Source organism: Sphingobium scionense (assembly GCF_014197035.1).
GTDB lineage: Bacteria > Pseudomonadota > Alphaproteobacteria > Sphingomonadales > Sphingomonadaceae > Sphingobium > Sphingobium scionense.
The window spans coordinates 1-13,411 of sequence record NZ_JACIEU010000012.1 but is presented as its reverse complement, the minus strand read 5'-3'; the positions used below and the strand labels follow the sequence as shown (position 1 = coordinate 13,411).

Genomic DNA, 13,411 nt, shown 5'->3' with positions numbered 1-13,411 from the left:
GCACCGGACCGTATTGGAGATTTTTGCCGACGATGTTTTCTGTCGTTTTCTTGCCCAAATCCGTTCGCTCGGGCCTGCGCACCCTGTTCCTGTCCACCGCCCTGCTGGGCATGGCGGCGCAGACCGTGTCGGCGCAGGCCGTCGACGATGATGCTGGCCAGGGGCTGAACCTGCCCAAGGACGTCACCATCTTCGGCAAGAATGATCCCAATGTCCGCAAGGCCACGGCGATCGTGAACGGTCGCATCATCACCGGCACCGACGTCGACCAGCGTCTGGCCCTCATCATCACCGCCAATGGCGGCAAGGTGTCGGCCGAGGAAAAGGATCGCCTGCGCGTTCAGGTGCTGCGCAACCTGATCGACGAGACGCTGCAAATTCAGGAAGCGGCGGCCAACGACATCAAGATCGATCCCGCTGAAGTGAACCAGAGCTATGAGCGCGTCGCGGCCAATTTCCGCAAGTCGCCGCCCCAGTTCGACCAGTATCTGCGCGAACAGGGCAGCGCCGCCGCCAGCATCAAGCGCCAGATCGAGGGCGAACTGGCCTGGAGCCGCCTGCTCCGCCGCAACATCCAGCCCTTCGTCAACGTCTCGGAAGACGAGGTGAAGTCGGTGGTTGATCGCCTCAACGCCGCCAAGGGCAGCGACGAAGTGCGAATCAGCGAAATCTATCTGTCCTCGACGCCGGAAAATCGCGAGCAGATTGCAGCCAACGCCCGCAACATCATCGAACAGATCAAGCAGGGCGGCAGCTTCGCCGCCTATGCGCGCCAGTTTTCCGAAGCGTCCACCGCGGTCGTCGGCGGCGATCTGGGCTGGGTGCGCCCCACCCAGTTGCCGACCGAACTGGCGCAGGCGGCCACCGAATTGCAGGTCGGCCAGCTTGCCGGGCCGATCGAGACGGTCGGTGGCCTGTCGATCATCTATGTGATGGACAAGCGCAAGGTGCTGACTGCCGATCCGCGCGATTCGCTGCTCAGCCTGAAGCAGCTGTCGGTCCTGTTCCCAGCCGGCACCACCAAGGAAGCCGCCAGCCAGAAGGCCGCCGCCTTCGCCGCGGCGGTCAAGGAGATCAAGGGCTGCGGTCAGGCGAACGAGATCGGCGCCCGTGTCGGCGCCGATGTGGTCGACAATGACAATGTGAAGCTGCGCGACCTGCCGCCGCAGTTGCAGGACATTCTGGTCAATCTGCAGGTCGGCGAATCCACCCCGCCCTTCGGGTCGATCAACGATGGCGTCCGCGTCCTGGTCGTCTGCGGCCGCGACGAACCCGCATCGGCCAACGCTCCCAATCCCGAACAGATTCAGGCGCAGTTGGAAGAGGAACGCGTGAACAAGCGCGCCCGCATCTATCTGCGCGATCTCCGCCGCGATGCCGTTATCGAATATAACTGATCCGGGCACCCTGCCGCCCTTCGCCGTCTCGCTCGGCGATCCGGCAGGCATCGGCCCGGAAATCGTCGCCAAGGCGTGGGTCATGCGCGAAGCGCGTGGCCTGCCCGCCTTCTTCGCCGTCGGCGACGCCGCATCGCTGCGTGCGGTCTGGCTCGGCCCGGTCGAGATCGTCGGATCGCCCGAGGAAGCCGCGCAGGTCTTCCCCGATGCGCTCCCTTGCCTCCAAGTAGCGGAAGCGGGTGAAATCGTGCCGGGATCGCCCAGCATCGACGGCGCCCGCACGGCCTTCCAGTCGCTGGAGGTCGCGGTCGGCCTTGCCCGGACCGGATCGGCAGCCGGCATCGTCACCGCACCGGTCGGCAAGGAACAGCTCTACGGCGTCGGCTTCACCCATCCGGGCCAGACCGAATTCGTCGCCGAACGCTGCGGCGTCTCGGCCCAGAACGCCGTCATGATGCTCGCCGGCCCGTCGCTCAAGGTGGTGCCGATCACCATCCATATCGCGCTGGCCGATGTGCCTTCGGCGCTGACCATCGACCTGATCCGCGCCCGCGCGCTCACCACGGTGAAGGGCCTGCAGCGCAATTTCGGCATCGCCCGCCCCCGCCTCGCCGTCGCCGGCCTCAACCCCCATGCCGGGGAAAATGGCGCACTTGGCCGCGAGGAGATCGATGTGATCCGCCCGGCGATCGAATCGCTCCGCGCCGAAGGCATCGACATAATCGGCCCGCTGGCCGCCGACGGCATGTTCCATGCCCGCGCCCGCGAAACCTATGATGCGGCGCTCTGCATGTATCATGACCAGGCGCTGATCCCGATCAAGACGCTGAATTTCGACGATGGCGTCAACATCACGCTCGGCCTGCCGATCGTGCGGACCTCGCCCGATCATGGCACCGCCTTCGGCATCGCCGGCACCGACAGCGCCAATCCCGGCGCGATGATCGCCGCCCTCAGGATGGCGGCCGAAGCCGCGCGTGCCCGTATCGCCTATGCCGCCTGAATCCCGTCCCACCCTGCCGCCGCTGCGCACCGTGATCGCGGCCCATGGGCTTCAGGCCAGCAAGGCGCTCGGTCAGAATTTCCTGCTCGATGAGCAATTGCTCGACCGGATCGCCGCCATTCCCGGCGGCATTCAGGATCAGCCCACGTTTGAGGTTGGCCCCGGCCCCGGCGGCCTGACCCGCGCGATCCTGCGCGCCGGCGGCCGGCTGGTCGCGGTCGAGCGTGATCGCCGCTGCCTGCCGGCGCTCGCCGAACTGGAGCTGGCCTTTCCCGGCCAGCTGCGCGTCATCTCCGGCGACGCGATGGAGGTCGATGCCCGTGCCGAGGCCGGCGATGGCGCCCATATCATCGCCAACCTGCCCTATAATGTCGGCACTGCCCTGCTGGTCGGCTGGCTGTCGGCGCAGTGGGCGCCGCTGCCCTGGTGGTCCAGCCTGACGCTCATGTTCCAGATGGAAGTGGCCGAACGCATCGTCGCGAAGCCGGGCACCGACCATTATGGCCGCCTCGCCGTCCTTGCCCAGTGGCGCAGCGACGCGCGCATCGCCATGAAGGTGCATCGCAGCGCCTTCACCCCGCCGCCCAAGGTGATGTCGGCTGTGGTCCACATCACCCCCAAGCCAGCGCCCGAAGGCGTGCAGCTCAAGATCCTGGAACGCCTCACCGCCGCCGCCTTCGGCCAGCGCCGCAAGATGCTGCGGCAGAGCCTCAAGGGCGTCCCCGGCGCCCTCGACGCGCTGGAAGCGATCGGCATCGACCCGCAACGCCGCGCCGAAACCGTCAGCGTCGAAGAATTCATCGCCCTTGCCCGCCAGCTCGGCCAGGCAACGACCATCGCCTGACCCCGCTGCGGCGCGCTGCATGCGATATCGGTGGATGGGGCTATGTAGGCATGCGCCACCTTAATCTTCATACTGTCGTCCCAGCGAAGGCGGAGATCCATCTCCCCGGCATAGTGTGACACTCAAGGTCAGGAGATGGGTTCCCGCCTTCGCGGAGATGACGAGACGGGGTGGTTCTGTGCCATTCCCCTTCCCGCAGGCGGGAGGGGCAGCGAGACTTGCGCGCGTAGCGCGTTAGTCGCAGCGGGGTGGGCTTTCGCGACGTCCAACCCACCCCCTTGATGGGAGTCACGTGCCTCCCATCAACCCCTCCCGTTTACGGGAGGGGGAACAGGTCCGCTTCTGGCCGTTAGCTGCCAAGCACAGCCGGCGTCATCCTGACGAAAGTCAGGATCCATTATGCGCGACGACGGACGGCGAGCGCCGAATGGATCCCGGACCAAGTCTGGGATGACGGAAACGGCTAGGCCCGCTTTTCGGAACGACGATCGAGCAAATCGACGACAGTGAATGGTCGACTTGCGGCCTGTCCAAATGTGGCCGTGTGGTCCTATCGTTTCGTCTGGCGCGCCCAGCGGGCGTCGATCTGGGACTGGGCGCTGGCGCCCTTGGCATGGCTGACCAACGAGAGGCCGCGCAGGGTCAGCTTGTGGCCGGACAGCCATTTGCCGGCGATGCCATAGCCGATGTCGTAGACGGCGGAATCGTTGTGGGTGTCGCCATTGACGACGAACTGGGTGACGATGGTCACCGGCAGTTTCTCGTCGCCGATGCTGTCGTCGGGCAGTTTGGCGGCGTTGCGCGCCTTTTTCAGCGCATCCTCGAACCAGCCTGCCTCGATCCGCGATTCGCCGGTGGTGTCGACCGGGGCTATGCCAAGCGCCTTGGGGAAATGGATGGTCTGGCTCTGCACCAGCTGATCGGGATCGGCGGGCTTGAGCGTCAGGCGGCTGTCACCATCGGCCGCGGCGTTCAGCACCAGCCGGGCGGCGCGGGCGGAGGCCTTGCTGCTTTCCGCGGCCTTGCTGGCGCGTTCGTCTTTCTTGTCGACCCAGTTGAGATAGAGAGTGAGGGCCGAGATCAGCACCGCCGCCACCGCGAGCGTTTCGCCCAGCGTGATCCAGCGTCGGCGAATCCTGGCCGCTTCTTCCTTCCGTGTTTCCGGGCTGTCGCTCATCGGGTCAGGCCGTCTGGGGCGGGACTTCGAACTTGTCGATCACCCATTCCTCGGCCTGCGCCTCGCCGATCCATTCCTGCATCCAGGGATGGGCGATGATCGCGCGCATATAGGCTTCGGCAAAACGGGCGACCGGCAGTTGATAGGTGATGAAGCGGGTGACGACGGGCGCGAACATGATGTCGGCCGCCCCGAACTCGCCGAACAGGAAGTCGCCTTCGCCACCATAGCGGGCACGGGCCTGTGCCCAGAGCTGCATGATCCGGCCGATGTCGTGGGCAACGGCCTCCGACGGCGGGACCGGATCATAGATCTGGCGAATGTTCATGCTGTGCTCGCGGCGGAGCGCGGCGAAGCTGCTGTGCATTTCTGCCGCCATCGAGCGGGCCATGGCGCGGGCGCCCGGATCGGTCGGCCAGAACTGGTCGCCGTCGATCTTCTCATTGAGATATTCGATGATGGCGAGGCTGTCCCAGACGACGATATCGTCGCCGTCCCACAGGATCGGCACCTTGCCGGACGAGGGAGCGAACTCATCGCCCTCGCGGCGCTTTTCCCATTCCTCGTCATAGAGGGGGACCACCACTTCCTCGAACGGAAGGCCGGACAGCTTGCATGCCAGCCAGCCGCGCAGCGACCAGCTCGAATAGGCCTTGTTGCCAATGAACAGCTTCATCATGGCCATGTCTTAGCCGGGCGGGCTTCGATAAGTCGAGAGCCGATAGAGAGGGCTTTCCACTTCGCGTCGAAACGCCTAAGGGGCGGGCATCCCCGGGGGGCCGCTGATGCGCGGCTGAGAGGTGGTCCGCAGACCACGACCCGCTGAACCTGATCCGGCTGATACCGGCGTAGGGAGGGCAAGGCGGCAGGTCCGTCGTCCCTCCTGTGGAGTGGACGTGAGATGAAGACTGCCCGATTACCCCATGCTGGAAGTGCCTGCCTGACGCTGGCCCTGTTGATGATTGCATCGCCCGCGATGGCGGAGGATGCGCCGGATCAGTCGACCAATATCCAGGTTGTCGGCCATCCCGACCCGGAAGGCCTGTTGCCCGATCAGAGCGCACCCAAGGCGGTCAGCGCGATCTCGACCGACTTCATCATCAAGCAGGCGCCGACGCTCAACGCGTTCCAGCTGGTCAACCTGCTGCCGGGCGCCAATGTCTCGTCCAGCGACCCCTATGGCCTGTCGGCATCGTCCAGCCTGACGCTGCGCGGCCTGGGCTAGGACCAGATCGGCGTGCTGATGGAAGGCGCGCCGCAGAACGACATCGGCTATTATTATGCCTATCCCTCGCAATTCGCCGATGCGGAGAATGTGCGGCAGGTGATGCTGGCACAGGGCGCGGCGGATATCGATTCGCCGGTGGTCGCGGCCGCCGGCGGCCTGTTGTCGCTGACGCTGGATGATCCCAGGGCGGAGGCGGGCGGCCTTATCAACCTGTCGGTCGGTTCCTATGACGAACGGCGCGTCTTTGCGCGGATCGACACGGGACGGATCGGATCGACCGGGCTGAAGGGCTTCATTTCCTATTCCAACAACCGCGCCGACAACTGGCGCGGGGCAGGCCATGACCAGCGCCAGCATATCGACGCCAAGCTGCTGAACGAATGGGGCGAGGGCAATCGGGCGAGCATCGCCTTTTCCTTCAACGACGCCAAGACATCGACCTATCCGAGTCCCGGCAAGGCGGATTGGGAGGCGTCCGGTCGCGGCTATAATTTCGACGAGCGCTACAGCGAGGGGAACACCAACTACTGGCGGCTCTATCGCGCGCCGTTCCGCAATTTCTACGTCGCGGCGCCGGTGCATCTCAAGCTCAGCGACACGCTGAACTTCGACAGCAGCGCCTATCTGCAGATGGGCCATGGCAATTCGCCCTATGGCACGCAACTCGCCACCACAGGCAATTATCTGGGTAGTGAGGAGCTGACCCAGCCGATCGACCTGCCCGGCGCGGTCGATGGCGTCGCCACGGTGATGGGCAACTGGACCGGCAAGCAGTTCCGCGTCGGCGACGTCAGCAAGCTGACACTGCAGGCCGGCGCGCATCGGATCGTGGCTGGCCTCTGGTTCGACTATGGCACCGACCGGGTGACGCAATCCTATACGTCGATCGATGCCGATGGCCGGCCGGTCGACCAGTGGGGCTATCAGGACAAGGCGATCCGCACTGCCGACGGTCGGCTGCTGGCTTATGAGAATCAGCGCACGGAGACGGTCACCAAGGGCTTCTTCCTGGCCGATAGCATCGCGGTGACGCCCAAGCTTGGCATCGACATCGGTTTCAAGGGCGTCAACCTGCTGCGCAACGGGCGCAATTATCTGCCCGGCCCGCAATCGAGGGTGCGGATCGACAGCTTCGCCGCGCTGCCGCGGGCGGCGATCCATTATCAGCTGGACGACCGGCAGCAGCTGTTCGCCAACATCACCACCAATTTCCGCACGCCCAACGAGTTCGCGCTCTACGACAGCTATTATGGCGGCGAACTGGTGAGCCAGGGCACCGACCGCCTAAAGAATGAATATTCGATCTCGCAGGAGCTGGGCTATCGCTATATCGGCCCCAGCCTGTCCTTTTCGCTGACCGCTTTCCATTATCATTTCCGCAACCGCCAGGTGGCAACGGTGATCGACAGCGGCGGCGCGCTGGTCAATTCGACGATCAACGCGGGCAGCCAGAGCAGCTATGGCCTGGACGGCGAGATCGACTATCGACCGGCCAAGGGGATGAGCATCTATGCCTCGGCCGAATATCTGCACACGCGGCTGAACGACGATCTGGCGATCAACGGTGATTATCTGCCGACCAGGGGCAAGCGGGCGGTGTCGGCCCCCAGCTTCCAGTTCGCGCTGGGCAGCACCTATGATGACGGCCGGCTGTTCGGCAGCAGCGCGCTCAAATATGTCGGCCGCCAATATGCGACCTTCATGAATGACGAGAGCATCAAGGGCTATGCCACGCTGGACCTGTCGGTCGGCGTGCATCTGGCCGGGTTGATCGACGCGCAGGTGATGGACCTGCGCATCAACGCGATCAACGTCACCAATCCGCGCGTCCTGTCGGGCGTCTATTCGATCGGCACCAATGCGCAGGATACGGTCGGGCGCAACGGAACGCTGATCACCGGGTCGGCGCCGACCTATTATGTCGGCAGCGGGCGCGCCGTGGTGGCGACGCTGTCGCGCGCCTTCTGACGATGAGCGCCGCCGCCCCGCATCTGGTCCATGGCATGGGGCTGACGCTGGAGGCGCCGGCCTGGCCGGCGATCACGGCGGACGAGGCAGCGGCGGTGCTGGCCCACTTCCCCGACGCAGGCCGGCTGGCGGCGATCGCCTGGCATTCGCCGCGCCCCTTTTCGGCGGCGGCGCTGGTCGAGACGGATCGCGGTGCGCTGTTCCTGAAGCGGCATCACCAGAGCTTGCGGACGCCGGCGGCGCTGACCGAGGAGCATCGCTATATGGCGCATCTGCGCGGTGCCGGGCTGGCGGTGCCCGATGTGCTGCGCGCCGCCGACGGCGCTGGTGCGATCGCTCTTGGGGAATGGAGCTATGAGCTGCATTGCCAGGCGCCGGGCATCGACCTGTATCGCGATCACCAGTCCTGGACGCCCTTCCTGTCGCCCGATCACGCCTTTGCGGCCGGTGTCGCGCTGGCACAACTGCATCGGGCCGCAGCCGGTTTCGGTGCGCCTGCCCGCGGACTGCATCCGCTGGTGTCAAGCTTCACCATATTGCCCGCCGTCGATCCACTGGCCGCAGCGGACGCCTATGTCGCGGCGCGGCCGGCGGTGGCGGCCTTTCTGGCGGGCCGGCCCTGGCGGACGGAACTGGCGCGGTTGTTTGCGGCGCTGGGGGAGGGGCTGGCGCAGCGGCTGGCGGATGAACCATCGCTCTGGACCCATAATGACTGGCACCCCTCCAACCTGCTCTGGTCGGCGGAAGGCGCGGTCAGCAGCATCTTCGATTTCGGCCTGTCGACCAGCAGTTGCGCCCTGCATGATCTGGCCACCGCGATCGAGCGGACGGCCATTCCCTGGCTGACGCTGGATCAGGGGCGGCTGGCCGAGCCAGTGGATATGGATGGGGCGCTGGCCTTGCTGGCGGGCTATCACAGCGTCCTGCCGCTGGGGCCTGGCGAGATCGATACGCTGCTGCGCCTGCTGCCGCTGGTCCATGTCGAGTTCGCCCTGACCGAGATCGATTATTTCTTTGGCATATTGGCCGATCGGGAGGGAGCGATGCTGGCCTGGCAAGTCTATCTGGTCGGCCATGCCGACTGGTTCCTGTCGGACGAGGGGCAGGGCTTTCTGGCGCGACTCCGTCAGGGAGTAAGGTGCTGATGTCTGTGCTGGAGATCGTCGCCGTCATCATCAGCTTCCTCGGCATCTGGCTGACGGCGCGGCGGCATCTGCTGTGCTGGCCGGTCAATCTGCTGGCCTGCGCCCTTTATGCCAGGCTGTTCCTGGACGTGCGCCTCTATGCCGACATGGTGCTGCAGGGCCTGTTCGGCATCGCCATCGTCTATGGCTGGATCGGCTGGGCGCGGGGCAAGCGCGAGGAGGGCGAGGTGCGGGTGGTGCCCTTGCCGCCGATGCGGGCGGCCAAGGGGCTGGCGCTGGGCGCGCTTTGTGCCGGCGCGATCGGCTGGTTCACCCATCATTATACCGATGCGGCGCTGCCCTGGATGGATTCGGCGCTGAGCAGTTTCAGCCTGGTCGCCCAATATTGGACCGCACGGCGCCATGCCGCGAGCTGGCTGCTGTGGATCGCGGTCGACATTTTCTATGTCGGGATGTTCGTGTTCAAGGGATTATGGCTGACGGCCGGCCTTTATGCCGCGATGATCGGGCTGGCGGTGCTGGGCTATGGGCGCTGGCGGCAGGCGGCTCGGCGTATGCGTGGCGAGACCGGCAGGTAAGATCGTATCGCAAGCGCATGCCCCCGTTTTGCGCATCAAAGATTTTCCCGCCGCGACACGGAAGCGTCATCTAGCGTCCCTATCCGCTGCCGCAGAACAAGAATCTGTCGCATCCGTGGGGACAATCATGAAATTTATGACCGCCAGCGCGCTTGTCGCGCTGCAATTTGCTGCGTGCTCTTTCGCTGCGGCCCAGGATGCCGCACCGGCCGCCGACAATGCCGGTGACGCGATCATCGTGACCGGCACGCGTGACGCGAAGCGCACAAAATTCGATGCGTTGGCGCCGATCGACGTCCTGTCGTCGAAGGCGATCGACGGCAGCGTTTCCAACGATCTGTCCGATACGCTGGCCCAGTTGCTGCCGTCCTTCAACGTGCAGCGCCTGCCGGCGGCTGACGGCCAGGCCTTTGTCCGGCCCGCCACGCTGCGCGGCCTGTCCGCTGACCAGACGCTGGTGCTGGTCAACGGCAAGCGCTATCACCGCTCCGCCCTGCTCGGCACCCGCGGCGCGCAGTCGGCCGACCTCGCCACCATCCCCAATCTGGCGATCAAGCGGATCGAAGTGCTGCGTGACGGCGCGTCGGCGCAATATGGGTCGGATGCGATCGCCGGCGTCGTCAACATCATCCTCGACGACCAGCCGGGCATGGAAGCCTATGGCCAGTTCTCGCAATATTATAAGGGCGATGGCACCACCTATCAAAGCGGCGCGCAGGGCGGCCTGGCGCTGGGCGATCGCGGCAGCATCGTCTTCACCGGCGAATTTTCCAAGTCCGATGCCACGTCGCGCACGCGCCAGCGGCCCGATGCCGCCGCGTTCCAGGCGGCCAATCCCGATCTGGACGTGCCCGATCCGGTGCAACGCTGGGGCCAGCCCGACCTGCGGTCGGTGCGGGCGGGCGTGAACGCCCATTATGATTTTTCCGATGCCGTCACCCTCTATGCCTTTGGCACCGCGGGCAATGGCGAGGGCGTGACCGACTTCAACTGGCGCAACCCGGCCAGCACGGCGAACGTCTATGGCAATAGCTCGGCTTTCCCCGGCTTCAACTTCGCCAGCCTCTATCCGGCCGGCTTCACCCCGCGCTTCGGCACAAAATATGATGATTATCAGGCCGATGCCGGCCTGCGCGGGGCGATCAGCGAGCGCCTGACCTATGATATCAGCGCCTCGTCCGGGCGCAGCCGCATCAACTACAACATGCATGAATCGCTCAATGCGTCGATGGGGCCGGACAGCCCGACCAGCTTCTATCTGGGCCGCCTGCGCCAGAGCGAGTTCAACCTGAATGCCGACTTCGTCTATCGCCTGCCGCTGGGACTGGTCGAGCCGGCGAACATCGCCTTCGGCGCCGAACGCCGCAAGGAAACCTACGGCATCCGTCCGGGCGACCCTGCCTCCTATGCGATCGGCGCGGGGGCGGCGACCGGCCTTGCCCCCAACAGCAACGGCTTCCCCGGTTTCAGCCCGCTCAATGCCGGCCAATGGTCGCAGACCAGCTATGCCGGCTATGTCGATGTGGAGGTGCGGCCGATCGAGGCGGTGACGCTCGGCGCGGCCGGCCGCTACGAGGATTTCTCGGCCTTTGGCGATACCTTCAACTACAAGCTCTCGGCCCGGTTCGAGCCGGTGAAGGGCGTGGCCCTGCGCGGCACCTATTCGACCGGCTTCCGCGCGCCGACACCGGCACAGCTCAATGCGGTCAACACCAGCCAGGGGCTGGACACGACCACGATGCAGATCTTCAACACTGGCCGCCTGTCGCCCAATGATCCGATCGCGATCGCCCTGGGCGCAAAGCCGCTGACTCCGGAAAAGTCGCGCACCATCACAGCGGGCCTGACCTTCCAGTCCAGCTTCGGCCTGACCGGCAGCGTCGATCTCTACCAGATCAAGCTGCGCGATCGCTTCGGCCAGTCGCGCACCTTCGCGGTGCCGGCCAGCCTGCCCAATCCGCAGCGCTTCACCTCGGTCACCTATTTCACCAATGATTTCGACACCCGCACCCGCGGTGTCGATGTGGTGCTGGCCTACACCAAGCCGGTCGGGCCGGGCACCGCCGACATCAGCCTGGCCTACAACTACAACCAGACCAAGGTGACGAGCGGCACGTCGGCGGCGATCGCCAACGAAAGCCAGCGCATCATCTTCGAGGAGCGGTTGCCCAAGCATAATGGCACCGCCTCGCTCGGCTATACGCTGGGCAAGTTCGGTATCCAGGGCCGGGCGCGCTATTATGGCGCCTGGACCGACGTCAGCGGCAATGCGACCGGTGACCTCTACCAGCGCTTCGGATCGATGGTGTTGTTCGACCTGTCGGCCAGCGTCCAGGTCACGCCCAACATCTCGATCCGGGGTGGGGCGGAGAATATCTTCAACGCCTATCCCGACGAGGCGACCAACCAGGCGGTGCGCGGCCTCATCTACTCGCGCAACGCGCCCTATGACACGGACGGCGGCCAATATTATGTCCGCTTGGGCCTGACCTTCTGATCGGCTGGGCACGGGACATGGAAATCAGCCGCAGGCAGATGATGATCGGGGCGGCCGCCGTGCCGGTCGCAGGGCGGGCCGCCGCCCTGTCGACCGGTTCGGCCCGGCCCGATGATGAAGCATATTGGGCCGGGATCGCGGCCCAATATGATGTCACCCGCGACGTCATCCAGCTGGAAAATGGCAATTGGGGGATGATGGCCCGGCCGGTGCTGGAACGCTATGAGGCGGCCGTGCGCCGGGTCAATCGCGAGACCAGCTATTATGCCCGGCGCGGCCTGACCCCCGACCTGATCGCCGTGCGCGATCGGGTGGCGGCGAAGATGGGCGTCGCCCCCCAGGAAATCGCCTTCACCCGCAATGCGACCGAGGCGCTGAAGGCGCTGATCGGCGGCTATAACCGGCTGCGGCCGGGTGATGCTGTGCTTCAGGCCGATCTCGACTATGATAGCATGCAGGCCTGTTTCGATACGCTCAAGCGCAGCCGGGGCGTGGATGTGGTGCGGATCGCGCTGCCCGAACCGGCGACGCATCAGGGGCTGATCGATACCTATGAAGCGGCGCTGAAGGCCAATCCGAAGATCCGCCTGATCCTGCTCACCCATCTCAGCCATCGCACCGGCCTGGTCATTCCGGTGAAGGAGATCGTGGCGATGGCACGGGGGCGCGGCGTGGATGCGATCGTCGATGCGGCGCATAGCTGGGGCCAGCTGGATTTCCGGCCAACCGATCTCGACGCGGATTTCATCGGTTTCAACCTGCACAAATGGTGGGGCGCGCCATTGGGTGTGGGCGTGATCTATATCCGAAAGGCCAGACTGGATCTGATCGATCCGGACAGTGCCAACAGCCCGCCCTTTGCCGCCAGCACCTATTCGCGCGTGCATACCGGCACGGTGGATTTCGCGGCGCAACTGACCGTGCCGGCCGCGCTCGATTTCCAGGATGCGATCGGCGATATCGCGAGGGCGGCGCGGCTGCGCCATCTGCGCGACCTGTGGGCGGAAGAACTGCGCGGCGCGAAGGGGCTGGAGATATTGACGCCGGCCGATCCGCGCCTGCACGGCGGCATCACATCGTTCCGGCTGGCGGGACGGACGAGCGTGCAGGACAATATGGCGGTCGCCAAACGCCTGCTGGATGACCATCGGATCTTCACCGTCCATCGCGATGGCCCGGCGCGTGGCGCCTGTGTCCGCGTCACGCCCGCCTTATTCAACAGCGCGGTGGATATTGGTGCGTTGGCAAAGGCGCTCTCGCTGCTGCTGTCTGCCAGGTGAGATGTTCGGGGCCGCATCGAATAAAATTCAAAAAAGTGAGAATGAGGCATTGACCGACTCGCCTGACGGGCCTAGATGCCACTCCACCGACGCGGTGAAGACCAACGGTTTTCGCCACGCACGGTCGCCAACATAGTAGGACAGCATGTCCCCCGATAGAGATAGCGGGGAACGATCACTGTCCGCTTCGATGTTTGGACGGCTCTTTGACATTGTGATTTAGATGAAGGGACATGTGGGCGGCGGCCCTGGGTTCTTACGGCTTTCAGGCGTAGGAGTTCAGATAAAATTAGG

At 65.1% G+C, this 13,411-nt stretch carries 9 protein-coding genes, 1 pseudogene and 1 riboswitch; of the genes and pseudogenes, 8 read left to right on the top strand and 2 right to left on the bottom strand.

The window, feature by feature from the left end:
- Positions 1–32 precede the first annotated feature (32 nt).
- The 3 genes from GGQ90_RS15045 to rsmA are packed head-to-tail and all read left to right on the top strand — an operon-like array spanning position 33 to position 3,244.
- The gene (locus GGQ90_RS15045; protein ID WP_188082902.1) at positions 33–1,397 is read left to right on the top strand and encodes a peptidylprolyl isomerase; all 1,365 of its coding nucleotides are present in this window, start codon (positions 33–35) and stop codon (positions 1,395–1,397) included.
- Entirely contained in the window at positions 1,375–2,400 is a 1,026-nt protein-coding gene (gene pdxA, locus GGQ90_RS15040) for a 4-hydroxythreonine-4-phosphate dehydrogenase PdxA (RefSeq protein ID WP_188082901.1), read from the top strand. The genes GGQ90_RS15045 and pdxA overlap by 23 nt, the downstream gene beginning before the upstream one ends.
- Positions 2,390–3,244 carry a 16S rRNA (adenine(1518)-N(6)/adenine(1519)-N(6))-dimethyltransferase RsmA gene (gene rsmA, locus GGQ90_RS15035; RefSeq protein ID WP_188082900.1) on the top strand — a complete coding sequence of 285 codons (855 nt, stop codon included), beginning with the start codon at positions 2,390–2,392 and terminating at the stop codon, positions 3,242–3,244. Before pdxA ends, rsmA begins: the two co-directional genes overlap by 11 nt.
- Before the next feature lie 550 nt (positions 3,245–3,794).
- On the opposite strand, the gene GGQ90_RS15030 is transcribed toward rsmA, so the two are convergent.
- Positions 3,795–4,421, bottom strand: a complete 627-nt coding sequence (locus GGQ90_RS15030) for a hypothetical protein (RefSeq protein WP_188082899.1) — start codon at positions 4,419–4,421, stop codon at positions 3,795–3,797.
- Positions 4,422–4,425: 4 nt separating this feature from the next.
- Positions 4,426–5,100 (bottom strand): glutathione S-transferase family protein, encoded by a 675-nt coding sequence (locus GGQ90_RS15025; RefSeq protein WP_188082898.1) that lies wholly within the window; start codon positions 5,098–5,100, stop codon positions 4,426–4,428.
- An 83-nt stretch (positions 5,101–5,183) separates the two neighbouring features.
- Positions 5,184–5,293, top strand: a riboswitch (TPP riboswitch).
- Between the two features lie 29 nt (positions 5,294–5,322).
- On the opposite strand from GGQ90_RS15025, the pseudogene GGQ90_RS15020 reads away from it, so the two are divergent.
- From GGQ90_RS15020 to GGQ90_RS15000, 5 genes and pseudogenes are all read left to right on the top strand, one after another.
- Positions 5,323–7,617: pseudogene (locus GGQ90_RS15020) on the top strand (TonB-dependent receptor).
- Between the two features lie 2 nt (positions 7,618–7,619).
- Positions 7,620–8,762 (top strand): phosphotransferase enzyme family protein, encoded by a 1,143-nt coding sequence (locus GGQ90_RS15015; RefSeq protein ID WP_188082897.1) that lies wholly within the window; start codon positions 7,620–7,622, stop codon positions 8,760–8,762.
- Positions 8,762–9,340 (top strand): nicotinamide riboside transporter PnuC, encoded by a 579-nt coding sequence (gene pnuC, locus GGQ90_RS15010; RefSeq protein WP_188082896.1) that lies wholly within the window; start codon positions 8,762–8,764, stop codon positions 9,338–9,340. The genes GGQ90_RS15015 and pnuC overlap by 1 nt, the downstream gene beginning before the upstream one ends.
- 127 nt (positions 9,341–9,467) lie before the next feature.
- Entirely contained in the window at positions 9,468–11,837 is a 2,370-nt protein-coding gene (locus GGQ90_RS15005; protein WP_188082895.1) for a TonB-dependent receptor plug domain-containing protein, read from the top strand.
- Positions 11,838–11,854: 17 nt separating this feature from the next.
- A complete protein-coding gene (locus GGQ90_RS15000; protein WP_188082894.1) occupies positions 11,855–13,117 on the top strand; it encodes an aminotransferase class V-fold PLP-dependent enzyme in 1,263 nt (420 codons plus the stop codon).
- Positions 13,118–13,411 lie beyond the last annotated feature (294 nt).

Coding starts and splice junctions, on each gene's coding strand:
- GGQ90_RS15045 (WP_188082902.1), top strand. CDS start 33: ATGTTTTCTGTCGTTTTCTTGCCCAAATCCGTTCGCTCGGGCCTGCGC.
- pdxA (WP_188082901.1), top strand. CDS start 1,375: ATGCCGTTATCGAATATAACTGATCCGGGCACCCTGCCGCCCTTCGCC.
- rsmA (WP_188082900.1), top strand. CDS start 2,390: ATGCCGCCTGAATCCCGTCCCACCCTGCCGCCGCTGCGCACCGTGATC.
- GGQ90_RS15030 (WP_188082899.1), bottom strand. CDS start 4,421: ATGAGCGACAGCCCGGAAACACGGAAGGAAGAAGCGGCCAGGATTCGC.
- GGQ90_RS15025 (WP_188082898.1), bottom strand. CDS start 5,100: ATGATGAAGCTGTTCATTGGCAACAAGGCCTATTCGAGCTGGTCGCTG.
- GGQ90_RS15015 (WP_188082897.1), top strand. CDS start 7,620: ATGAGCGCCGCCGCCCCGCATCTGGTCCATGGCATGGGGCTGACGCTG.
- pnuC (WP_188082896.1), top strand. CDS start 8,762: ATGTCTGTGCTGGAGATCGTCGCCGTCATCATCAGCTTCCTCGGCATC.
- GGQ90_RS15005 (WP_188082895.1), top strand. CDS start 9,468: ATGAAATTTATGACCGCCAGCGCGCTTGTCGCGCTGCAATTTGCTGCG.
- GGQ90_RS15000 (WP_188082894.1), top strand. CDS start 11,855: ATGGAAATCAGCCGCAGGCAGATGATGATCGGGGCGGCCGCCGTGCCG.